General features: G+C 73.9%; 19 protein-coding genes. 12 read left to right on the top strand and 7 right to left on the bottom strand.

Annotated elements, in window-relative coordinates; translation table 11 throughout:
• Nucleotides 1–182 precede the first annotated feature (182 nt).
• Nucleotides 183–1,526, top strand: coding sequence for an FAD-dependent oxidoreductase (locus AB0D74_RS01155; RefSeq protein ID WP_362578835.1), 1,344 nt, complete (start codon nt 183–185; stop codon nt 1,524–1,526).
• A gap of 132 nt (nt 1,527–1,658) precedes the next feature.
• The gene (locus AB0D74_RS01160; RefSeq protein ID WP_362578838.1) at nt 1,659–3,011 is read left to right on the top strand and encodes a nucleobase:cation symporter-2 family protein; all 1,353 of its coding nucleotides are present in this window, start codon (nt 1,659–1,661) and stop codon (nt 3,009–3,011) included.
• Nucleotides 3,012–3,014: 3 nt separating this feature from the next.
• Here the strand turns inward: AB0D74_RS01160 and AB0D74_RS01165 are convergent, their stop codons facing one another.
• Nucleotides 3,015–4,394 carry an SGNH/GDSL hydrolase family protein gene (locus AB0D74_RS01165; RefSeq protein ID WP_362580133.1) on the bottom strand — a complete coding sequence of 460 codons (1,380 nt, stop codon included), beginning with the start codon at nt 4,392–4,394 and terminating at the stop codon, nt 3,015–3,017.
• A gap of 188 nt (nt 4,395–4,582) precedes the next feature.
• Here AB0D74_RS01165 and AB0D74_RS01170 point away from each other — a divergent pair, with 188 nt between their 5' ends.
• Nucleotides 4,583–5,377: a pectate lyase gene (locus tag AB0D74_RS01170; RefSeq protein WP_362578841.1), complete on the top strand. Its 795-nt coding sequence runs from the start codon at nt 4,583–4,585 to the stop codon at nt 5,375–5,377.
• Nucleotides 5,378–5,410: 33 nt separating this feature from the next.
• Here the strand turns inward: AB0D74_RS01170 and AB0D74_RS01175 are convergent, their stop codons facing one another.
• The 3 genes from AB0D74_RS01175 to AB0D74_RS01185 form a co-directional block, all read right to left on the bottom strand.
• Nucleotides 5,411–6,310, bottom strand: coding sequence for a dihydrodipicolinate synthase family protein (locus AB0D74_RS01175; protein WP_362578843.1), 900 nt, complete (start codon nt 6,308–6,310; stop codon nt 5,411–5,413).
• A gap of 24 nt (nt 6,311–6,334) precedes the next feature.
• The gene (locus tag AB0D74_RS01180; RefSeq protein WP_362578845.1) at nt 6,335–7,315 is read right to left on the bottom strand and encodes a redoxin family protein; all 981 of its coding nucleotides are present in this window, start codon (nt 7,313–7,315) and stop codon (nt 6,335–6,337) included.
• Between the two features lie 146 nt (nt 7,316–7,461).
• Nucleotides 7,462–8,232 (bottom strand): PaaX family transcriptional regulator C-terminal domain-containing protein, encoded by a 771-nt coding sequence (locus tag AB0D74_RS01185; RefSeq protein WP_362578847.1) that lies wholly within the window; start codon nt 8,230–8,232, stop codon nt 7,462–7,464.
• Between the two features lie 177 nt (nt 8,233–8,409).
• Between AB0D74_RS01185 and AB0D74_RS01190 the strand changes: the two genes are divergently transcribed.
• Both AB0D74_RS01190 and AB0D74_RS01195 read left to right on the top strand, forming a co-directional pair.
• Nucleotides 8,410–10,071, top strand: a complete 1,662-nt coding sequence (locus AB0D74_RS01190) for an acyl-CoA dehydrogenase family protein (protein WP_362578850.1) — start codon at nt 8,410–8,412, stop codon at nt 10,069–10,071.
• Nucleotides 10,072–10,200: 129 nt separating this feature from the next.
• Nucleotides 10,201–12,186, top strand: coding sequence for a HEAT repeat domain-containing protein (locus tag AB0D74_RS01195; protein ID WP_362578853.1), 1,986 nt, complete (start codon nt 10,201–10,203; stop codon nt 12,184–12,186).
• A gap of 121 nt (nt 12,187–12,307) precedes the next feature.
• On the opposite strand, the gene AB0D74_RS01200 is transcribed toward AB0D74_RS01195, so the two are convergent.
• The gene (locus tag AB0D74_RS01200) at nt 12,308–12,964 is read right to left on the bottom strand and encodes a hypothetical protein (protein WP_362578856.1); all 657 of its coding nucleotides are present in this window, start codon (nt 12,962–12,964) and stop codon (nt 12,308–12,310) included.
• A 271-nt stretch (nt 12,965–13,235) separates the two neighbouring features.
• Between AB0D74_RS01200 and AB0D74_RS01205 the strand changes: the two genes are divergently transcribed.
• From AB0D74_RS01205 to AB0D74_RS01220, 4 genes are all read left to right on the top strand, one after another.
• Nucleotides 13,236–14,321 carry a sialidase family protein gene (locus tag AB0D74_RS01205; RefSeq protein ID WP_362578858.1) on the top strand — a complete coding sequence of 362 codons (1,086 nt, stop codon included), beginning with the start codon at nt 13,236–13,238 and terminating at the stop codon, nt 14,319–14,321.
• Between the two features lie 126 nt (nt 14,322–14,447).
• Complete coding sequence (locus tag AB0D74_RS01210; protein WP_362578861.1) at nt 14,448–15,125, top strand: uracil-DNA glycosylase; 678 nt, start codon at nt 14,448–14,450, stop codon at nt 15,123–15,125.
• Nucleotides 15,122–16,135 (top strand): BadF/BadG/BcrA/BcrD ATPase family protein, encoded by a 1,014-nt coding sequence (locus tag AB0D74_RS01215; protein ID WP_362578864.1) that lies wholly within the window; start codon nt 15,122–15,124, stop codon nt 16,133–16,135. Before AB0D74_RS01210 ends, AB0D74_RS01215 begins: the two co-directional genes overlap by 4 nt.
• A 142-nt stretch (nt 16,136–16,277) precedes the next feature.
• The gene (locus AB0D74_RS01220) at nt 16,278–17,201 is read left to right on the top strand and encodes a hypothetical protein (protein WP_362578867.1); all 924 of its coding nucleotides are present in this window, start codon (nt 16,278–16,280) and stop codon (nt 17,199–17,201) included.
• Nucleotides 17,202–17,378: 177 nt separating this feature from the next.
• Here AB0D74_RS01220 and AB0D74_RS01225 read toward each other — a convergent pair whose 3' ends face one another.
• On the bottom strand, nt 17,379–18,410 hold the full coding sequence (locus tag AB0D74_RS01225) for a lactonase family protein (protein ID WP_362578870.1): 1,032 nt from the start codon (nt 18,408–18,410) through the stop codon (nt 17,379–17,381).
• 138 nt (nt 18,411–18,548) lie between these two features.
• Nucleotides 18,549–20,036, bottom strand: coding sequence for an FUSC family protein (locus AB0D74_RS01230; protein WP_362578873.1), 1,488 nt, complete (start codon nt 20,034–20,036; stop codon nt 18,549–18,551).
• Between the two features lie 214 nt (nt 20,037–20,250).
• On the opposite strand from AB0D74_RS01230, the gene AB0D74_RS01235 reads away from it, so the two are divergent.
• From AB0D74_RS01235 to AB0D74_RS01245, 3 genes are all read left to right on the top strand, one after another.
• Nucleotides 20,251–20,727: an Lrp/AsnC family transcriptional regulator gene (locus AB0D74_RS01235; protein ID WP_362578876.1), complete on the top strand. Its 477-nt coding sequence runs from the start codon at nt 20,251–20,253 to the stop codon at nt 20,725–20,727.
• 15 nt (nt 20,728–20,742) lie between these two features.
• On the top strand, nt 20,743–21,420 hold the full coding sequence (locus tag AB0D74_RS01240; RefSeq protein ID WP_362578880.1) for an HAD family phosphatase: 678 nt from the start codon (nt 20,743–20,745) through the stop codon (nt 21,418–21,420).
• Nucleotides 21,421–21,532: 112 nt separating this feature from the next.
• Nucleotides 21,533–23,008, top strand: coding sequence for an MFS transporter (locus AB0D74_RS01245; RefSeq protein ID WP_362578883.1), 1,476 nt, complete (start codon nt 21,533–21,535; stop codon nt 23,006–23,008).
• Nucleotides 23,009–23,016: the final 8 nt, after the last annotated feature.

Below are 23,016 nucleotides of genomic sequence, written 5' to 3' on the forward strand. Positions count from 1 at the left end.
TCCTGATGTCCGGGGTCCGGCTCCGGCTTCCGGTTTCCGGCTTCTGCCGCATGCGGAACGTGATCACATGATCACACTCATGGCATCCGGACGCGCATCCACGTCACCCCAGCGGCCCCTGTCTGGACGACCGGGCCGGTGGGATGCTGGAGGCACCAGCCCCTCGGGCAAGGAGTCCCCCTGTGTTGCGTGTCGCCGTCGTCGGCTCCGGGCCGAGCGGGTGCTACACCGCCCAGAACCTCGTCCAGCTCGACTCCACGGTGCGTGTGGACGTCCTGGACCGGTTGCCGTGCCCGTACGGACTGGTGCGGTACGGCGTCGCCCCTGACCACGAGAAGATCAAGTCCCTCCAGGGGAACCTGCGCACCGTGCTCGAACACGAGCGGGTGCGGTTCCTCGGCGGGGTCCGGGTCGGGGGCACGGGCGGGCTGCCGGTGGAGCGGCTGCGGGAGATGTACCACGCGGTGGTGTACTGCGTGGGCGCCGCGACCGACCGGCGGCTCGGGATTCCCGGCGAGGAGCTGCCGGGCAGCTGGTCGGCGACCGAGTTCGTGTCCTGGTACAGCGCGCACCCGGACGCGATCGACGCCGGGTTCGTGCGGGACGCCCGGTCGGCGGTGGTCATCGGGGTCGGCAACGTCGCGGTGGACGTGGCGCGGATGCTGGCCCGGGGCGTGGCGGAGCTGAGCCCCACCGACATGCCGCAGGCGGCCCTGACCGCGCTGGCGGCGAGCCGGATAAGAGACGTGCACGTGGTGGGTCGGCGAGGCCCCTCGCAGGCCCGGTTCACCACCAAGGAGCTGCGCGAGCTGGGCGGCCTGCCGGGCACCGAAGTCCTGCTGGATCCGGACGAGTTGGGGCTCGACCCGGCCTACGCCGACCCCTCCGCGCTGCCCGCCGCCCAGCGGCGCAACATCGAGGTGCTGCGGAACTGGGGCGGCACCGGCCACCGGGGAGCCCAGCGCAGCATCTGGCTCCGCTTCTTCCTGCGCCCGGTCGAGTTCCTCGACGACGGCGGGCGGGTGGGCGCGGTGCTCTTCGAGCGGACGGAACTCGACGCGCGCGGCAGGGTGCGGGGAACCGGGCAGTACGAGACCGTCGAAGCGCAGTTGGTGCTGCGTTCGGTGGGCTATCGCGGGGTGCCGCTGGACGGGCTCCCGTTCGACGAGGAGAGCGGCACCGTGCCGCACGAGGCGGGCCGGGTCCTGGACGGCTGTTTCGGCGTGCCGGGTGACTACGTGGCCGGCTGGATCAAACGGGGGCCCACCGGCGTCATCGGCACCAACCGGCCGGACGCCAAGGAGACGGTGACGTCCCTGCTCGAAGACGCGCCGCTGCTGCTGCGCCGGGAGGTGGCCCCGGATCCGGTCGCCGCGCTGCGCTCGGCCGGCATCGAACCGGTGCCGTGGACGGGCTGGCAGGCGATCGAGCGGGCCGAGGCGGCGCTCGGCGCCCGGCTCGGGCGGAGCGTGGTCAAGCTGGCCGACTGGAACTCCCTGCTGACGGCGGCGCGGACCGGGGCGTAGCGGGAACGGAAGGGAATCCGCCCGTGTCCAGGTGGGCATGACACGTATCGGCAACAGACCGGAAATCAACAAACTGTTCAAACCGCCTACGGTCTCGTGCTGTCCGGATGTCGTCCCCGCTCTGGAGTCCCCATGGCCACCACCAGCGCCTCCGTCCATCCCGTCGACGAGGTCCCACCCGTACGGCAGTTGACCGCGTTCGGCCTCCAGCACGTGCTCGCGATGTACGCGGGCGCGGTCGCCGTCCCGCTGATCGTGGGCGGCGCGATGAAGCTGTCCCCCGCCGACCTGGCGTATCTGATCACCGCCGACCTGCTGGTGTGCGGCATCGCCACGCTCATCCAATGCGTCGGCTTCTGGCGGTTCGGCGTCCGGCTGCCGATCATGCAGGGCTGCACGTTCGCGGCGGTCTCGCCGATGGTCCTGATCGGCACGACGGGCGGCGGGCTCCCCGCGATCTACGGCTCGGTGATCGTGGCGGGCCTGGCGATCATGCTGCTCGCACCCGTCTTCGGCAGACTGCTGCGCTTCTTCCCGCCCCTGGTCACCGGCACGGTGATCCTGGTCATCGGCGTCTCGCTGCTGCCGGTGGCCGGCAACTGGGCGGCGGGCGGCGTCGGTGCGAAGGACTTCGGGGAGCCGAAGAACCTGGCGCTTGCGGCCTTCGTGCTCGCGGTGGTGCTCGGCGTGCAGCGGTTCGCGCCCGCCTACCTCGCCCGGATCGCGGTCCTGATCGGCATCGCGGTGGGCCTCGCGGTGGCGGTGCCCCTCGGGTTCACGGACTTCAGCGGGGTCGGGGACGCCGACTGGCTCGGCATCAGCACGCCGTTCCACTTCGGGGCGCCGACGTTCCGGGCCTCGGCGATCGTCTCCATGCTGGTGGTGGCCCTGGTCACGATGACCGAGACGACCGGTGACCTGCTCGCGGTCGGCGAGCTGACCGGCCGCCGCGTCGAGGCGCGCTCCCTCGCCGACGGCCTGCGCGCCGACGGCCTCTCGACCGTCCTCGGCGGTGTCTTCAACACCTTCCCGTACACGGCGTTCGCGCAGAACGTGGGCCTGGTCGGCATGACCCGGGTGCGCAGCCGCTGGGTGGTCGCGGCGGCCGGCGGCATCCTGGTGCTGCTCGGCCTGCTGCCCAAGCTGGGCGCGGTGGTCGCGGCGATTCCGGCTCCGGTGCTGGGCGGTGCCGGTCTGGTGATGTTCGGCACGGTCGCGGCGAGCGGCCTGCGCACGCTCGCGAACGTCGACTTCACGGGCAACAACAACCTGACGGTGGTGGCCGTCTCGGTCGCGGTCGGCGTGCTGCCGGTGGGCGTGCCGACGGTCTACGCGAAGTTCCCCGACTGGTTCCAGACGGTGATGAACAGCGGCATCAGCGCCGGCTGCCTGACGGCGATCGTCCTGAACCTGCTCTTCAACCACCTGCCCTCGCGCGCCGATTCGGCTCCGGGGACGGTCCCCACCGGAGCCGAGTCCGCGTAGCGCTCACCGCCCGCCGAACAGTCCCGCGGGCACCGCCGCCGCCAGCGCCGCGTATCCGGTCGGGTTGAGGTGCAGCCAGTCCCCCACCTGGAGGTCGGCCCGCAGGCGGACCGGATCGGCCGGGTCCCGTACCGCCCGGTCGAAGTCGAGCACCGCGTCGAAGTGCCCGGGCCCCCTGATCCAGTCGTTGACGCGCTGCCGGGCCGCCTCGCGTACGCCCGCGCCGTCGTCGTAGGCGTTGCCGCCGAAGGGCAGCAGGGTGGCGCCGTAGACGCGGATGCCCTGGGCGTGGGCGCGGACGACGATCTGCCGGTAGGCGGCGATCAGGTCGTCGGCGACGGCCCGCTGGGCCTGCGGGGTGGCGGCGGCGGTGCCGATGTCGTTGACGCCTTCGAAGACGATCAGCCAGGCGACCCCGCTGCGGGAGAGGACGTCGCGGTCGAGGCGGGCCAGGACGTTGGGGCCGAGGCCGTCGGCGAGGACGCGGTTACCGCCGGCCGCCTGGTTGAGGACGGCGATGTCCGAGGTGTCCGGGCGGGACCGGAGGCGGTCGAAGAACTGGTCCGGCCAGCGGTCGTTGCCGTTGGTCGTGGACCCCCGGCCGTCGGTGAGGGAGTCGCCGAGGACCGCCACGGCCCGGGTCCCGGCGGGCGCCAGGACCTCGACGTCGCTCAGCAGGTACCAGTGGTCGACCGCGGTCGCGCCCGTCAGGTCCGGGTCCCGCGTGTGGTCGCCGAGGGCCAGGTACGACGTGGTGCGCGAGCCCGGGTGCGAGGTGAGCGCGAGGTCGGGCTGGCCCTCGGCGGTGTACGCCGTGACCGTGAGGTCGGCCCCCGGGAGCAGGTCGAGGTCCACCGGATCGGAGACGACCTCGGCCCCGACGGGTACGACGGTCGCGGCGCGCCCGGAGAACGTCACCGGGCGCAGGCTGCCGGGCACGATCGCGCTCACCCCCGCGCGTCCGCCCGCCGGCAGCGCCACGGTCACCGCGGTGAGCGGCAGCGGGGTGTCGCCGTAGGCGTTGGAGAAGCGCAGCCGGAGCCGGTGGGCGCCGACGGTCACGCGGACGGTCTGGCGCAGCGTGGTGTCGGCCAGCACCGCCCTCTCCCCCGTGAACGGTGCGGGCGGCAGGTTCCCGGCCTCGGTGAGCTGGGGCATCCCGGTCCAGGTGTTCACCCAGTGGCTGCCCTGGCGGGCGGCCGGGGCGACCGGGGCGACCGGGCGCGGACCGCGCACGAGCGCGGTGACAGCCGTGGCGGTCACCACCAGGGCGAGGGCGAGGACACAGGTGCCGAGGAGCGTGCTGAGCAGCGTTCTGCTGGGCTGTGGCTTCACGGGAGCCTTCCTGGCGCGCGGGGGCGGAGGCAGAGCCGCCGTCGGCATGGTGGCATGGACACGCCCATTCATGGAAGCGCTCCCACATCATCCGGCGAGGAACCGGAGAGGCCGGAAAGGGCGGCACGCGAAGCGTTGACCAGAAAGCGCTTTCCCTCTACGTTCCGACCAGGAACCCGACCGATGACCGGCGGGACACCGACAGGACCCTCCACTCGAGAGAAGGCATACGGGACATGACTTCACGGGCACGGAGCAGTGCACGCGCACTGACGGGCGGGCTGGCCGTCCTGGGACTCTCATTTGGCATGCTCATGACAGGCGGGAGCCCGGCGAACGCGGCCACCTGGCCCACCGCGACCGGCAGCCAGGCGGTCACCGCGACCATCAAGCTGTCGGGCACGAAGGACTACGGGATGCTCCGCCTGTACGGCAGCGGCGACCTGGGCAGCGGCGGGCAGAGCGAGGACCAGGACCCGATCCTCGATCTGGCGGCGGGCACCGTCCTGAAGAACGTCATCATCGGCGCACCCGCCGCGGACGGCATCCACTGCGAGGGCAGCTGCACCCTGCAGAACGTGTGGTGGGAGGACGTCGGCGAGGACGCGGCGACCTTCCGCGGCTCCTCGTCGTCCAACGTGTACACCGTCTCCGGCGGTGGCGCGAAGGAAGCCAGCGACAAGGTGTTCCAGTTCAACGGCGCCGGGACGCTGAACGTGTCCGGCTTCGCGGTGCAGAACTTCGGCAAGCTGGTCCGCTCGTGCGGCAACTGCTCCACGCAGTACAAGCGCACGATCAACCTCAACACCATCGAGGCGACCTACAAGGGCAGCGCGCTGGTCGGGATCAACACCAACTACGGCGACAGCGCGACGCTGAAGAACATCACGATCGTCGGCGACAGCAGCAGGAAGATCGTGCCCTGCCAGAAGTACATCGGCAACAACACGGGCGCGGAACCGCCGACGAACGGGAGCGGGCCGGACGGGACCTACTGCAAGTACGCGAGCTCGGACGTCACCTACAAGTGAACCGGGGCGCCCGGCCGCGCCCCGGGCCCCGGGCTACAGCTCGGCGAGGCCGAGCCGCCGCAGCACGTCGGCGACCTGCTCGCGGTCGGGTGCGTCCAGGCCGTGCAGTGGGCGGGGGAGGCTGTCGCGCGGCGTGAGGCCGAGTTCGGCGGCGACTGCCGCGATGACCCGCAGGGATCCGTGCCGGGCGAAGAGGTCCCACAGCGGCTGGAGCCGCTCCGACTCCTCCCGGGCCCGGTCCGCCCGCCCTTCCTGGGCCGCCCTGGTGATGGCGAGGGCCGGTCCGGGGAGGGTGCCTGCGGTCACCGAGTACCAGGCGTCGCAGCCCGCGGTCAGCCCGGCCGCCGCGAACGCGTCCCCGCTGACCCCCACGGTCACGTGCGGCGGCAGGATCTCCCGCAGCCGCTCCACCCGGGCCCGGGCCGGGGCCGGGTCGGCGGGGACCCCGGGAATCTTGACCGACGCCACGCGGGGCAGCCGGGCCACGCGCGCGTACAGCTCGTCGGTGAAGGCGAACCGGGTGGTCCTCGGGTTGTCGTAGACCACCAGCGGAACGGAGAGGTCCGCGGTGACGTCCTCGTACAGCCCGAACACCTCCTCGTCGGTCAGCGGCTGGTACGACACCGGGGCGAGCAGCACGCCCGCGACCCCGGCCTTCTGCGCGTCCTCGGCCGCCGCCAGCACGTCCCGGGTGCGCAGTGCCCCGATGCCCACGACGACCGGAACGCCGTCGGCGTGCTCCACCGCGATACGGGCGGCACGGGCCCGCTCCCGGAGCGTGAGGTAGGCGTACGACCCCGTGGAGCCCAGCGCGCCGACCGAGTCGACGCCGGCCGCGGCGAGGCGGCGGACCAGGTGGGCGAAGGCTTCCTCATCGACGTTTCCGTCGGCGGCGATCGGGGTGAGCGGAAAGGCGCTCAGACCGGTGAACACGGATGACTCCAAGGGTCGTTCGTCCTATCGGGCGGCGGCGGGCTGTCGGGGGTTGGCGCGCAGCCAGTCCAGTACCTGGCCTGCGTGCTCGTCCGGCGGGAAGACCGGGTAGAAGACGTGCTCGATCACGCCGTCCCGGACGATCAGCGTGAGCCGCCTGTAGAGCGTCGCACCGGCTGAGTCGAACGTCGGCAGAGCGAGGGTGCGGGTCAGGCCGTGCGTGGGGTCGGAGAGCATCCGGAACGGCAGCCGGAGCCGTTCGACGACCTCCTCCTGGTAGGCGGTGTCCTGGCTGGACAGGCCGTACACCCCTGCCGCGCCGGCGGCCAGCAGCTCCTGGTGGTGGTCGCGGAAACCGCACGCCTCCGGGGTGCAGCCGCGCGCCCCGGGGATCGCGTTCCACCCCTCGGGCAGGTCGGTGCCCGGGCGTCCGGTGAGCGGGTAGACGTAGAGCACGGTCCGGCCCGTGCCGAGCGCGTCGAGACGGACCGTCCCGCCGCCGGTGGCCCGCAGTTCCAGGTACGGCATCTCCGTACCCGGCAGATGGTCGGCCGCGCCGTCGTCCTCGGGGACGGGCAGGTCGGCGGGCAGACTCAGGTAGTCGGTCATCGGGTCCTCTCCTTCGGCACGGCCGGCCGGGGGGACCCGGCTGTTGCGGTGCGCGGCCTCGTGCAGGTGCGCGACCAGGGCCGTCCGGCGGGCGGTGAGCCCGTCGATGCGCCGGGTGATCTCGTCGATCGCCTCCCGGTACTCGGCCAGCGAGGCGGGACAGTCGTCGGCGTGCTGGTGCCCGACCACGAGGCAGTCCAGGAAGGGACGGGTGCGCTCCACCGGGATGCCGAGCCTGCCGAGCGTCCGGATCTCCCGCGCGAGCCGTACGTCGCCCTCGCCGTAGTCCCGGTAGCCGTTGGCCAGCCGGTCGGGCGCGAGCAGTCCCAGGGACTCGTAGTAGCGCACCGCCTTGACCGTCACGCCCGCCCGGCGGGCGAGCTCACTGATCCGCATGTCTCTCACCTCGACGCACGCTAAACCCTGCCCCCGAGGGTAAGGTCAAGCCGCCTCGCCTGGCCCGGCCGCCGTGATCAGCCGGTCGCGTTCCCCGACGGCGAACTCAGCCCCCCGGTCGGCCCGCTCAGCCCTCGTCGGCCCGCTCAGCCCTCGTCGGCCCGCTCGGCCCCGGTCGGCCCGCTCAGTTCCGTGCGGTACGCGGCGTACGCGGCGCGCAGTTCGTCGCCCGGCCAGTCGGCGGGCAGGAGTTCCGAGGGCAGGACGGGGTCGGTCAGCAGGTGCCGTACCGCCGCCGCGAAGACCGTGAAGCGGTCGGCCGGGAGGCGGGATTCCGACGCCCGGGCCAGGAGGGCCCGGGCGGTGCCGGACCAGGTGGTCAACGGCCAGAGGTCGGCGGCGAGTTCGGGTGCGGGGCGGTCGGGGCGGGCCGTGTAGGACTGGGCGGTCGCCGCCAGGTCGGCGGGGAACCGCCTCGCGAGGTTCGCCGGACGCAGCCAGACGCCCTCGCGGAGTTCGGCCAGCCGCAGGGCGGTCAGGCGGGTGCGCAGGTCGGCTCGTGCGGCCGGCCCGCGGCCCGTGGCCGTGACGACCAGCATCTCCCAGTCGCCCCGCCACGCGCGCGTACGTGGCCGTACCGCCTCGTCCTGGCGGCGCTGGCGGGCCAGCAGGCGGTCACTGAGGCCGTAGACGGCGTCGTCGGTGCGGCGCAGGTCGCCGGCGGCCGTCATGCGGCTGAGCGCGGCGCGGAGCGTGGAGCCGCCGACCCCGAAGGGCTCGACGAACCTGATCAGGTCCTTCACCGGCAGCTCCGGCGGATGCGTGCCCAGCAGCAGGCTCAGCACGACCGACCGGGCGGACAGGGGCCGCAGGCCGACGTCCGCGGACGCGGGGGGCTCAGCGGGCACTGCGGGCACTGCGGGCACTGCAAGCTCAGCGGGCACTGCGGGCTCAGCGGGCACTGCGGGCACTGCGGGCACTGCGGGCTCGGCAGGTTCTGCGGGCACATCCTTCATGCGCATGGTCACGTACTGTACGTGCGGCGTCATGTTGCACTATTGATGCGGTCGCAGGATCACTGCAACATGGGAGCCATGGACTCGACCGCCGCACTCCCGCAGCCGCAGTACGCCACCCATGACGTCACCAACCAGGCGACGCCGCTCGCCCCCTACGACGCCTCCGACGACCCGGCCCTGCTGGAGGGGCTGCGCCGGGAGGGTGCGGAGTGGGCCGAGGCGGGGATCCGGCGGCTCGGGGTGCGGGCCGGGAGCGCGGAGGCGCAGGAGTGGGGTGAGCTGGCCAACCGGCACGAGCCGGAGCTGCGCACCCACGACCGGTACGGCAACCGGATCGACGAGGTCGACTTCCACCCCAGCTGGCACCACCTGATGCGGACGGCGGTGGCGGAGGGTCTGGCCGGGGCCGCCTGGGCGGACGACCGGGCGGGGGCCCACGTCGCGCGGACGGCCGGCGGCCTGGTGTGGGGGCACACCGAATCCGGCCACGGCTGTCCCACGTCCATGACCTACGCCGCCGTTCCCGCCCTGCGCGCCCAGACCGAGCTGGCCAAGGTCTACGAGCCGCTGCTGACGAGCCGGGAGTACGAGCCGGGGCTGCGCGTGCCGACGGAGAAGCCGGGGCTGCTCGCCGGGATGGGCATGACCGAGAAGCAGGGCGGTTCGGACGTCCGGACGAACACGACGGCCGCCACGCCCACGGCCGAGCCGGGGGTCTACACCCTGCGCGGGCACAAGTGGTTCACCTCGGCGCCGATGTGCGACGTCTTCCTGGTCTTGGCCCAGGCGCCGGGCGGCCTGTCCTGCTTCCTCGTCCCGCGCGTGCTGCCGGACGGCAGCCGCAACGCGTTCCGCATCCAGCGGCTGAAGGACAAGCTCGGCAACCGGTCCAACGCCTCCTCGGAGCCCGAGTTCGACGGGACCGTGGCCTGGCTGGTCGGTCCCGAGGGGCGCGGGGTGAAGACCATCATCGAGATGGTCAACTGCACCCGGCTCGACTGCGTGATGAACTCGGCGACCCTGATGCGCAAGACGCTCGTCGAGGCGGGTCACCATGTGCGCCACCGCAGCGCGTTCGGCGCGCGGCTCGTCGACCAGCCGCTGATGCGCAACGTGCTGGCCGACCTGGCCGTCGAGTCGGAGGCCGCGACCACGCTCACCCTGCGGCTGGCGGGGGCGGCGGACCGCGCGGTGCGCGGGGACGAGCAGGAGCGGGCCTTCCGGCGGATCGCGACCGCCGTCGGCAAGTACTGGGTCACCAAGCGCGGTCCGGCCTTCACCGCGGAGGCCCTGGAGTGCCTCGGCGGCAACGGGTACGTCGAGGACTCCGGCATGCCCCGGCACTACCGCGAGGCCCCGCTGCTGTCGATCTGGGAGGGCTCGGGCAACGTCAACGCGCTCGACGTGCTGCGCGCGCTGTCCCGCGAACCCGGCGCCGCCGACGCCCTGTTCGGCGAACTCGCGCAGGCGCGCGGCGCGGACGCCCGGCTGGACGCCGCCGTGACCCGGCTGAAGACCGAACTGGCCGAGACCGACCAGGTGGGGGCGCGCCGGCTGGTCGAGCGGATGGCGCTGGCGCTACAGGCCTCGCTGCTGGTCCGGTACGCCCCGGCGGCCGTGGCGGACGCCTTCTGCGCGACCCGGCTCGGCGGCGACTGGGGGTACGCGTTCGGCACCCTGCCCGCCGGCACCGGGTTCGACGCGATCCTGGAGCGGGCGCTGCCTGGCCGGAACTGATCCCTGTGCGATCCGTCTGCGACCGGTGACCGCCGACGGATCGCACACAGTTGCCGTCCGATTCCGCATCGTTGTCAGTGCCGTGGTGCAGACTCCGGAACAGGTGGTACTCGCCTGGGGAGGACAACGGTGTTCACGGGGATCGACGAGGTCGACTGGGCCTCGCTGCGGCACGCGTACGGCAGCGCGGCGGACGTGCCCGGACTGCTGCGCGGACTGGCCTCCGCGGACGCGGCCGAACGGGAGGTCGCGCTCGACGGGATGTACGGCTCGGTGCACCACCAGGGGAGTGTGTACGACTCGACGCTCGCCTGCGTCCCGTTCCTGTTCGCGCTCGCCTCCCGCCCGGAGGTGCATGACCGGGGCGCCATAGTGGAACTGCTGGTCAGCATCGGCTCGGAGAGCGCCGGTTCACGGGCCCGGGCCGCCGTCGGCGCCGGCGCCGAAGCGCTCGTACCGCTGGCCGACGACCCCTGCCCCGGGGTGCGCCGCGCGGTGCCCGGTGCGCTGGTCCGGTTCCTCGACGAACCGGACCGGGTGCTGGCCCTGTTACGGCGGCGGATCACGGTCGAGCGCGACGAACAGGTGCTGCTCGCCCTGACCGAGGCCCTCGGGCTGTTCGCACGGTGCCGTCCCGACCGGGCGGCCGGGGCGGTGGAGTTGCTGGCCGCGCAGAGCGGACCGCCGTACGCCCCGACGGCGCGGCTGGCGGCCCTCGGGCAGCTGGGCCTCGGCGCGCCGGAGCGGCTGCCCGCCGATCTGGTGCCGACCGCGGTCCGGCTGCTCAGGGAGCGGTCGGAGCGACGCGCCGCAGGTCCGGAGCGGGTGGAGACGGACACCCTGGTGGGCCGGATACGGCGGCTGCGGCCGTCGGACGAGGAGGGCTCCTATCTGCTGCGCACCCTGCACCGGGCGCTGGACGACCGGGTGGCGGACCGGATCGCGCTGCTCGTCGGCCAGTTGGGCAGCCCGGACCCGATGGACCGGTGCAACGCGGTGCGGATGTCGGCCGGGCTGTTCCGTGGCTGGCGGGCGGACTTCACCGCGCCGGTGTCGCTGATAGGCAGGCAACTGGGCCGGGAGCAGGACCAGTTGCGGGATGCGGCGGTCACGGTGCTCGTGGAGCTGTTCGGGCTGGCCACGCCGGCCGCCGACGAGCTCCACGCGCTGGTGACCGTGCGGCCGGACCTGTGGGTGCACACCCGGGAGCGCGACAGACCCTCGCTGGGCGGCCCGTTGAAGGCGCTGGCCAGAAGCGGCGACCCGCGCGCGGTGCCGGCCCTGTCCCAGGTGCTGGCGAGACCGGTGGTGCCCGGTGGCCTGGGCTTCGAGATCGTGCATCTGGGTCCGGCCGCCGCCCCGCTCGCGCCCGCGCTGCGCCGCCGGCTCGGCCGGGTCGACCCGGACTCGCCCGAGGTCGCCGAACTGGCCGTCCCCCTGCTGGCGGCGGTCACCGCCCTCAAGGACCCGGCGGCCGTGCCGGAGGTGCTGCGGCTGCTGCGCGGCGCACCGGACGGGCTGGGGGCCCGGGAAGCCCTCGTCGGGCAGGCGGTACGGGCGCTCGACGTCCTGGGCACCGGTGCCCGGGCGGCGGCGCCGGTCCTGCGCGGGTTGCTGGACACCCGGCACGCCGCCCTGGCGGCGGGGGCCCTGTGGTCGGCGGAGGGGGACGCGGCCACCGTACTCCCGGTGCTGCTGCGGGAGCTGACGCACGGCCGCACCCGCAGCGCCCGGACGGCGGCCGAGCAGCTGGGCCGGCTGGGTCCGGCGGCCCGCGGCGCGCTGCCCGCGCTGCGCCGGCTGGCCGGGTCGGGGCGGGTGTGGGAACGGGCGGCTGCCGCCGAGGCGTTGTGGCGGATCGACGGGGATCCGGAGCCCGTGCTCCCGGTGTTCCGGGCCGCCTGGTCGGAGAACCCGTACACCCGGGGCGCGATCGCCGGGTGCCTGGCCGCGATGGGCCCGGCGGGCGCACCGCTGCGCGACCTGGTGACGGACGAACTCGCCGCCGCCCGGCGGCACACGGCACGACCGGGCGGGTACGGCAGCCACGACATCGCCCAGGACGAGCAGTTGCTCGCCCACTGCCGCCGGGCGCTGGCTCAGCAGTCCCCTTGACCGGCTTGACCAGCTCACTGGCTGACCGTCTGACCGACAGCCGGTCAGCCGCAGGGCGCGGGCGCCACGGCCCGCCGGGCGCCGGTGTCAGCCGGGCGCAAGTGTCAGCCGGGCGCCGGTGTCAGCCGGTCATCCGGCCCCACTGCGGTCCGAGCCGCGCCCATTCAGCGTCCCAGCGGTCCATCCGCCGCCGCTCCAGCCGGCCCCGCGCCACCAGCCCGGCGACGAACGGGACGGCCGCCGCGCTCAGCCCGACCAGGCCGCCGATCAGCGCGGAGCGGAGGTGGGCCTCGGAGGTGGTGGCGGGCCGGGTGACGAGATGCCCCTGGGGGTCCGTCCAGACGGTGACCGGCGTGCCGACCTTGCTGCCGGCGGGGACCCGCGCCTGGCCGGTGTGCGCGGAGCCGTCGGCGACGGTCCAGCCCACGCGCGCCCAGACCCGTTCGCCGTTCGACGACGCCGAGGACCCGGAGGACCCGGAGGACCCCGAGGACCCCGAGGACTCGGAGGAGCCGGAGTCGCCGGACGTGGCTGCCGCCGAGCCGGGGGCCTCGTCCATGACATGGGCGACGACCGGGTGCCATTCGACGCGCTCACGGGCCAGGCCGTCCTCGACCGACCGGGCCGCCGCGAGCCCCGCGAACACCCCGGCCAGCAGGGTGAGCAGCCAGGCGCCGAGCAGCACCCAGGCCTCCATCGTGTCGGCACGGCGCTTCAGCGGGTTGCGCCGCCAGCGCCACAGCCAGACCTTCGGACCACGGAACGCCTTCAAAGGCATCCTCCTCACGCGCGCACGGACAGCCCGGACCGCCCTCCCATACGGGAGCGACCGCCCTGTTGCTCACGGCGAACTCCGAGTCGACGGTCGCACGACTGACCCCGCTCGCGCAGGCGTCTCCCGGAACGCGTTCCGCCGTCTTGTCCGACCCGTCGACACGGCGGCTCCGACCTGCGCCGACGCCGGCTCCGGGGTGACTGTCAGTGGCGGGGTGCAGACTGGCCGGTGTCTGGGAGTCGGCTGTGACAAGGACGTCATGGAGGTGATCGGCATGACCGAGGTTCTGCTCGCCGTGGGGACCCGCAAGGGGCTCTTCCTCGGGAGGCGGCAAGGTGGCGCCTGGGAGTTCGACGAGAGTCCCTACTTCAACGCGCAGGCGATCTACTCGGTCGCCATCGACACCCGGGCCGCGCGGCCCCGGCTCCTGGCGGGCGGCGACAGCGCCCACTGGGGGCCTTCGGTGTTCCACTCCGACGACCTGGGCCGCACCTGGTCCGAACCGGCCCGGCCCGCCGTGAAGTTCCCCAAGGACACCGGCGCCTCGCTGGAGCGGGTCTGGCAGCTCCACCCGGCCGCCGCCGAACCGGACGTGGTCTACGCGGGCACGGAACCGGCCGCGCTGTACCGGTCGGAGGACCGCGGGGAGAGCTTCGAGCTGGTCCGCCCGCTGTGGGAGCACCCGACGCGCGACAGGTGGGTGCCGGGCGGGGGCGGTGAGGGCCTGCACACCGTGGTCACCGACCGGCGCGACCCGAAGGCGGTGACGGTCGCCGTCTCGACGGCCGGCGTGTTCCGCTCCGGCGACGGCGGCGCCAGCTGGACGCCGTCCAACTCCGGTGTCTCCGCGGTGTTCCTGCCGGACCCCGATCCGGAGTTCGGCCAGTGCGTGCACAAGATCGCGCAGGACGCGGGGGATCCGGACCGGCTGTACCTGCAGAACCACTGGGGGGTGTACCGGAGCGACGACGCGGGGGCGCACTGGACCGACATCGGCGAGGGGCTGCCGTCCACGTTCGGCTTCGCGGCGGCCACTCATCCGCACCGCGGGGAGACGGCGTACGTCTTCCCGATCAACGCGGACGCCGACCGGGTGCCCGCCCGGCACCGGTGCCGGGTGTTCCGCACGGCCGACGCGGGCCGGACCTGGGAGCCGCTGTCGGCGGGGCTGCCGCCCGAGGACCACTACGGCACGGTGCTGCGCGACGCGCTCTGCACGGACGACGCGGATCCGGCCGGCGTGTACTTCGGCAACCGCAACGGCGAGGTGTTCGCCTCGGCCGACGACGGCGACAGCTGGCGCCAGTTGGCCTCCCACCTGCCGGACGTGCTGTGCGTGCGCGCGGCGGTCGTGGCCTGAGGCCGGGTCCGCCAGGGGAGGGCGGTTCCGGTCGACCGTGGCTACGGTCCGGTCGTCCTCGGTCGTCCCGCGACCACGATGGCCTCAGCTTGATCGCCGACCCGTGTACGGCAGTAGGGTGACGCCGTGGCACCACGACCCTTGCATGAAATCGTCGAACCGGGCTGGGCGAAGGCCCTGGAACCAGTGGCCGGGAGGATCGCCGCGATGGGCGACTTCCTGCGCGCGGAGATCGCCGCGGGACGCACCTACCTCCCGGCCGGGCCGAACGTCCTGCGCGCCTTCCAGCAGCCCTTCGACGACGTCCGCGTCCTGATCGTCGGCCAGGACCCGTACCCGACCCCGGGGCACGCGGTGGGGCTGTCGTTCTCGGTCGCGCCCGAGGTACGCCCGCTGCCGGGCAGCCTGATCAACATCTACCGGGAGCTGAACACCGACCTGGGGCTGCCCCAGCCGTCCAACGGCGACCTCACCCCGTGGACCCGGCAGGGCGTCCTGCTGCTCAACAGGGCGCTCACCACGGCCCCGCGCAGCCCGGCCGCGCACCGGGGCAAGGGCTGGGAGGAGGTCACCGAGCAGGCGATCCGGGCACTGGCCGGCCGCGGCAAGCCGCTGGTGTCCATCCTGTGGGGCCGCGACGCCCGCAATCTCCGCCCGCTGCTCGGTCAGTTGCCGGCGGTGGAGTCCGCGCATCCCTCGCCCATGTCGGCGGACCGCGGGTTCTTCGGCTCCCGCCCGTTCAGCCGTGCCAACGACCTGCTGATCCAGCAGGGGGGACAGCCGGTGGACTGGCAACTGCCGTGAGCGACGAGGGCGGCGGGCCCCGGGACGCGGGGTTCCTCGCCGTCGACTCCGGCGGCTCCGGGCTGCGGGCCGTCGTGGGTGCGCCGGGACGGGAGCCGTCGGCGCCCCTGGCGTCCCGGGAGCCGGTACGGACCGCGGCGCGGGGTATCGACCCCGGGCACCTGCTGGAACAACTCCTGCCCATGGCAAGGGCGTTGGCGGACTCGTACGGACTGGGGCAGGTGACGACGGCCGTCGTCGGTGCCGCCGGGCTGGCCAGTCTCGGCGACGCGCTGCGGGCCGAACTGCCGGGCGCGCTGGCCCGCGAGCTCGGGGTGCGGACGGTCGCGCTGGCCGCCGACGCCGTGACCGCGTACGTCGGCGCCCTGGGTCCGCGACCCGGCGCGGTGGTCGCCGCCGGGACCGGGGCGATCGCGATCGGTACCGATCTCGCCCGGTGGCGGCGGGCGGACGGCTGGGGGCATCTGCTGGGCGACTGCGGCAGCGGTGCCTGGATCGGCCGGGCCGGGCTGGAGGCGGCGCTGCGGGCCTTCGACGGCCGGGACGGCGGCTCGGCCGCGCTGCGGGCCGGTGCCGAGGACATGTTCGGGCCGCTGCCCGGACTGCCGGAGCAGCTCTATCCGCGCGCCGACCGGCCCGCCGTGCTGGCCTCCTTCGCCCCGCGGGTCGCGGAGTGCGCCGGTGCGGGCGACCCGGCCGCCGTCGCGATCGTGGGTGCCGCCGCCCGGCACCTGGCCGAGTCGGCCGCCGCCGTCTGCCCCGCGGAGGGCGAACCCCTGGTCGCCCTCACCGGCGGCCTGGTCAGGCTCGGCGACCCGCTTCTCCTACCGCTGGCCGGGGAGTTGGCGCGGCTGCTCCCGCAGGCGCGACAGGTGCCGGCGGAGGGCGATCCACTGCACGGAGCGGTACGCGTCGCGAGTGACCTGGCGGCCGGGCGGGTCACTCTGCCGGGTGATGAAAAGCTGTTTTCCGTTGTGCACATGAAACCTGTACAGAAAAAAGGCTATTGATCCCGCTCGGGCACGCAGTGTCCGACAGGTGACGCGATCCCCTCCGAATCATGCGTAACTCATCAGACAAAAGCGGACGGATACCGCTCACCTGCACCCTCCCCGAACAAGGGAGCCCAGATAGCCAGTAACATGCGGCGCCATGAGCTCCCCCACTGGGCCCGCCGGCCTGCCAGTACGAATGCCGCGCCCCCGCCAGCCCGGACGGCACCGCCGCCCCGAGCCGCTGGTGGCTCCTGAGGACGCGCCCGCGCTCGTCCTGGCGGTGCCCGGTACGCCCAGCGCCGCCACGCGCAGCCTCGCCGAGGAGGTCGTGAGCATCGCCCGCTCCGAGCTGCCCGGCCTCGACGCCCGCATCGGGTACCTGGACGGTGACGACGCGGAGTTCCCCACCCTCCAGTCCGTGCTCGCCCGTGCGGCCGAGGAGCGTACCGCCCGCTACGAGCAGGCCGTCGCCGCCGGCGTCGAGGGGATCAAGGCCCCGGACGGCCCGGTCGCCGTCGTCGTTCCGCTGCTGGCCGGTCCTGACAGCGCGCTGCTGCGCCAGGTCCGCCACGCGGTCATGGAGAGCCGCGTCGCCGCCGACCTGACCGACGTGCTCGGCCCGCACCCGCTGCTCGCCGAGGCGCTGCACGTGCGTCTCTCCGAGGCGGGACTGGCCCGTGCCGACCGTGCCAGGCTGTTCACCGTGGCGACGGCGGCGGACGGCATCGTCCTGGCGTCCGTGGGCGGCGACGAGGCCGTGCAGGCCGCCGGGATCACCGGCATGCTGCTCGCCGCGCGTCTGGCCGTGCCGGTGATGGCCGCCGCGCTGGACCAGGAGGGTTCGATCGCCTCCGTGGCGGAGCAGCTGCGGGGTTCGGGGTCGCAGCAGCTGGCGCTGGCGCCGTACCTGATAGGGCCGGAGATCGACGCGGCGCTGCTGGCCGCGGCAGCGGAGGAGGCCGGTTGCGCCACCGCCGAGCCGCTCGGGGCGTACCCGGCGATCGGGAAGCTGGCGCTGGCGAAGTACACGACGGCGCTGGGCATCGCGCCGCAGCAGCCGCAGGGTACGCCGGTGCGGTGATGCGCTTCGCGCGTCGGCCGACGTGAGTCAAGGGCCCGTTCCTCCAGGGGGGCGGGTCCCTTTGTGCCGGGGGGCCGGTGCGTCTTCGGCTGCTTGCCGGTGGGGGTTGAGCGCGCAGTTCCCCGCGCCCCTTGCAGGGCGCTTCAAGCAGCGGGGGGCCTTGAGCGGCGGGGTGCTTCAGGCGAAGACGATGCAGGACGGGGCCGGGAGTTCCACCGAGCCGTCGTAGCGGGGCTGGCCGGTGTGCTGGTCGACGGTGAACCAGGTGATGTTGCCGGAGCGCTCGTTGGCGGCGTACAGGAAGCCGCCCGATTCGGTGATCGCCCGGGGCCAGTGGCCTCCGCAGGGGACGGTCGCCGTCAGATGCAGTTGGTCGCCGTCGACCGTGAACGTGGTCAGGACGTCCTCGCCCCTGGTCGCCGTCCAGAGGAACCGGCCGTCGGGCGAGACGGCGATGCCGGACGGGTAGGCGTCGCCGGCCGGGGCGCCGGGCAGGACCGGGGTCTCCGTCAGGGGTGTGAGGACGCCGGTGCCGGCGTCCCAGCGGCAGACGGTCACGGTCGGGGTGAGCTCGTTGACGACGTAGGCGTACCGGCCGCCGGGGTGGAAGGCCAGGTGGCGCGGGCCGGAGCCGGGGCGCAGGGCGAACTCGCGGTGGAGGGCGGGGGTGCCCGCGTCCAGGGTGCAGACGCGGACCGAGTCGGTGCCCAGGTCCACGCTGACCGCCCAGCGACCGCTGGGGTCGGGCTGCACCTGGTGGGCGTGCGGGCCGCGCTGGCGGCGTTCGTGCGGGCCCGAGCCGGTGTGCCGGAGCTGCCCGGAGGGGGCGGGGGCGAGGGTGCCGTCGGGGCGGACGGGGACGGCGGTGACGCTGCCGGAGCCGTAGTTGGCGGTCAGGACATGGCCGTCGAAGACACTGAGGTGGGTGGGGCCGCTGGCGTCGACCGGGACCGGCGGCCCGGCGAGGCGCGGCTTGTCGTCGTGGACGTGGTACGCGGCCACCGCACCGTCGGCGGTCTCGCTGACCGCGTACAGGGTGCGCCCGCCGGGAGCGAGTGCGAGATACGACGGGTCGGGGACGCCGTCGACGCTCTCCAGGAGGGCCAGGGCGCCGCTGTCCGGACGGACCGCCGCCGTGACGACCCCCGGGCCCCCCGCGGCGGTGAACGACCCGATGAACGCCCTGCGCCGCCTGCCGCCGTCTGCCACCGCTGTCCCCTATCGCTTGTCGCTGTGTCGCTGTGAGCCACCACGAGCCGGTACGAGCCGGAAAGGGTCGGTTCGAGCCCGCCCGGGGCCGACGGTAGCAGCTGGCGGTCTAGACCAGGGCGTGCGGGGCGGCGCGTCTCAGGCGCCGACCAGGGGTGAGCCCGAGGGGGTGTGCAGCGGCCCGGCGAGTTCGGACAGGGCGCGCTCCAGGCCGTGCAGATGGGCGAGGGCGGGTTCGGTGGGGGGCTCGGCGGGGGCGGCGATGTGCTCCGAGCCTCCGGTGAGTGCCTCGACGGCCGCCTCGACGCGCCAGCAGGCGGCGGCCAGCCGGGCGTCGTGCGAGGCCTCCGGGTCGGCGGCGACCGTGACCAGGCCGCGGATCTCGCGGGCGCAGTCGTCCAGCAGGGCGAGGACGCGGCGGGCCCGGCGCCTGCGCCCGCGCATCGGGTTGAGCGGGTGGACGAGAGGGGCGACGGAGAGCCGTACCCGGGCGAGGAGCTGTTCCAGTTCGGCCACCCGGGGTGCCGGGTCGGCGTCGGCGGAGCCGGCGAGCCGGGCGGCGGCCTCGGCTGTGCAGGCGTGCACGCAGCGCAGGGCGCGCTGGATCCAGGCGTCGGTGGTGAGGTGGGTGGTGACCGGCAGCACGAACAGCACGGCGAGAACGGCACCGAGGGCGCCCACCGCGGTCTCGGCCAGCCGCAGCGTCAGCAGGCCGGGGGTGAGGACGCCGAGGAGGCCGTAGAGCAGCTCGGCGAGGAAGGTCACCCAGAGCATCATCCAGGTGTAGGAGACGGCGGCCGTGTAGAAGATGCCGAACACGGCGACCGCGACCAGGACCGCGGTGGGAACCGGTGCGCCGTGCACGGGCGTGGCGACCAGCAGGCCCAGCGCGATGCCGATGGCGGTGCCGAGGACCCGGCGGAAGCCGCGCACCAGGGTCTCGCCGCGGGAGGCGGTGTTGACGAAGATCCACCAGGTGGCGCCGACCGCCCAGTACCAGCGCTGGCCGGACACCAGCTGGCCGGCGACGAGCGCGAACCCGGCGCCCGCGGTCGCCTGGACCGCCTGCCGGGTGGTCACCCGGGCCAGGCCGGTGCCGGCGGGCGGTGCGGGAACCGGCGACGGGGGCAGCCTGCGCTCGTAGCACCAGAGGCCGAAGCGGACGGCGGCGGCGCCGGGCACGGCGAGCAGGACGGCGGCGTACAGCTCGGGCAGCTGTCCGGGGGTGGCGTGCAGGAACTGGGCGACGAAGAAGGTCATGAACGCGAACACGCCCAGGCTGTGGCCGCGCGGACCCCAGCGGCGCGCATAGACACCCGCACCGACCACGGCGAGGAGGACCAGGTCGCGGGCGACCGGGAGGTCGTGCAGCCCGGCCGCGGCCGAGAGCACCGGCAGGCCCACGACGGGCAGCAGCGCGGTGGTGACGGCCTGTCCGCGGACCGTGGGGTCCGCGACGGTGAAGAGCGCGAGCAGCGCGGCGAGACCGCCGGTGACGGCGCCCGCGAGGGAGTGCCCGGCGAGTGCGCAGAGCACGACGGCGAGGCCGATGCCGAGCACGGCGCGCGCGGCGAAGCGCAGCCGTACCCGCCCCGGGTCCGGAGCCACGAACACCGTCTTCAGCACTGCTTCCCCCTCCGCGGACGGCACAGAAATGGCGCCGCGGGGATCCGCAGCGCCATCGACACACCCATGAGAGCACCGGAGGGGCTACTGGCTCAAGCGGCGTCGATTCTGCTGGGCCAATGGTCCGGCCATGAGGCACACGGTATGTCGACCGACATGCCAATGGCCCAGGTCGGCCGGGAACGCCGGTGAGCCATTGGTACAGTCGTGGGTCATGACCGTGGACGAGCTCGACACCCGCATCCTGCGGCTGCTGCTGGAGCAGCCGCGCACCAGCGTGCGCGAGTACGCCCGGGTGCTCGGGGTCGCCCGGGGCACGCTCCAGGCCCGGCTCGACCGGCTGGAGCGGGACGGTGTGATCACGGGCACCGGCCCCTCCCTCTCCCCCGGCGCACTCGGCCACCCGGTGCTGGCCTTCGTGCACATCGAGGTCACCCAGGGGCATCTGGACGACGTCGGGGACGCGCTGGCCGCCGTACCGGAGATCGTGGAGGCGTTCTCGATCACGGGCGGCGGGGATCTGCTGACCCGGGTGGTGGCGCGGGACAACGCGCATCTGGAGGACGTGATCCAGAAGCTGATCAGCCTGCCGGGCGTGGTGCGCACCCGTACCGAGGTGGCGCTGCGCGAACGGGTTCCGCACCGGCTGCTGCCGCTGGTGGAGTCCGTCGGCCGGGCCGCACGCGGGTAACGGCATCCTGGTCACATGAGCAATCTCGGCGGCCTGGCGGTCATCTTCGATCTCGACGGAACACTCGTGGACAGCGAGCCGAACTACTACGAGGCCACGCGGCAACTGCTGGCCGGGCACGGCGTCACGGACTACACCTGGGCGGAGCACGAGCGCCTCGTCGGCATCAGCACGCTGGAGACGGTGACCCTGCTGCGCGACCGCCATGGACTGCGGCCCCCGGTGGCGGAGCTGCTCGCGGAGGCGAACCGGCGCTACCTGGAGCTGGCCAGGACCCGCACGCGCACGTACCCGGAGATGCGGAAGTTCGTGGAGCTGCTGGCGGCCGAGGGCGTCCCGTCGGCGGTGGCCTCCGGTTCCTCGCCGGACGCGATCGAGGCGATCCTGGCCGGCACGGGCCTCGACGCGTATCTGCGCACCACGGTCTCGGCCGACGAGGTGCCGCGTGGCAAACCGGAGCCGGACGTCTTCCTGGAGGCGGCCCGCCGCCTCGGCGCAGCACCGGCCGACTGCGTGGTGCTGGAGGACGCCGCTCCGGGCCTGGCGGCGGCGCACGCCGCCGGGATGCGCTGCATCGCGGTCCCCTATGTCGCCGCGCAGGCCGATCGGTTCGGCACGGCGGATCTTCTGCTGCGCGGCGGCCAGGCGGAGTTCACCGCGCGCGTGGCCTACGACTGGCTCACCTCGCTCTGAACGGCGGGCTCCCGGCGGCGGACGCCCGGGCCGCCACCCGGAAGGAGCAGTTCGGCCATCCGTTCGCTCCGCCGGTCGTGCGATGCCCCGGATGCCTGCTTAGCGTGGCCACATGACCACGACCTGCTCAAAGCCGCAGCAGCCGGCCACCGACGACCGGCGGTGGAAGGCGCTCGGGGTCTGTCTCGCGGCCGGCTTCATCTCGCTGCTCGACACCTCGATCGTGAACGTCGCGCTGCCCTCGATGGAACACGGCCTGGGCGCCACGGAGGCCGCCCAGGCCTGGGTGGTCTCCGGCTACGCGCTGACCTTCGGGCTGGCACTCGTCCCGGCGGGGCGGCTCGGCGACATGCGCGGGCGACGCCAGGCCTTCCTGATCGGGCTCGCCGTGTTCACGGTGGCCTCGGCGGCCTGCGGACTCGCGTCGAGCCCCGACCGGCTGGTGGTGTTCCGGCTGATCCAGGGCGCCGCCGCGGGCATGGTCGCGCCGCAGACCTCGGGGCTGATCCAGCAGATGTTCCAGGGCTCCGAACGTGCCAAGGCCTTCGGGCTGCTCGGCAGCGTCATCGGGATCTCGACGGCGGTCGGTCCGCTGGCCGGCGGTGTGCTCATCGATGCCGTGGGCACCGACGACGGCTGGCGCTGGGTGTTCTTCGTCAACCTGCCCATCGGCATCGCCGCGTTCGTCGCGGGCCTGCGGCTGCTGCCCCGCTATCGGGCCACGGCGGACCGGCGGGAGCGGTTCGACCCGCTCGGCGTGCTGCTGCTCGGCTGCGGTGTGCTCGCGCTGATGCTGCCGCTGGTGCAGGAGCAGCAGTGGACCGGACGGGAGAAGTGGGCGCTGCTGCCGGTGGGCGCGGTCCTGCTCGGCCTGTTCTGGGTGTGGGAGCGGCGGCAGGGCCGGCTCGGACAGGCCCCTCTGCTCGATCTGAACCTGTTCTCGATGCGGTCCTTCACCCTCGGCGCGCTGATCAGCTTCTCCTACTTCGCCGGTTTCACCACGGTCTTCTTCGTCCTCGCCCTGTACCTGCAGAACGCGGCGGGATACAGCGCGCTGGCCGCCGGAATCACGGTGCTGCCGTTCGCGGTCGGCTCGGCGGTGGGTGCCGCCCTGGGCGGCCGGCTGGTGGTGCGCCACGGACGCAAGCTGGTCGTCATCGGACTCAGCGGGGTGGCGCTCGGACTGCTCGGCATCATCGCGGTGGTACGCCTGGTGCCGATGGAGAACTTCGGCTGGGCCGCGGCGGTGCCCATGATCGTCGGCGGCATCGGTTCCGGCGTCACGGTCTCCCCCAACACCACGCTGACCCTGACCCGCGTCCCGGTGAAGCGCGCCGGTGCCGCCGGCGGGGTGTTGCAGACCGGCCAGCGCGTCGGCTCGGCGGCCGGCATCGCGGTGGTGGGCTCGGTGTACTTCGCCCACCTGGCGCACCGCGGCCCGGCCACCGAGGCGCTGGAGCTGGGCCTGCTCACCTCCGTCGGGTTCATCCTGGTGGCGCTGGGCCTGGCGGTGGCCGACCTGGGAGAGCGGGCGAAGGCTCCGGAGGCGCCGGAAGTGTCCCACGCGCCGGTGGTCTCGGAGGCCTGACGGCCGCG

This window comes from Streptomyces sp. NPDC048278 (genome assembly GCF_040652195.1).
Lineage (GTDB): Bacteria > Actinomycetota > Actinomycetes > Streptomycetales > Streptomycetaceae > Streptomyces.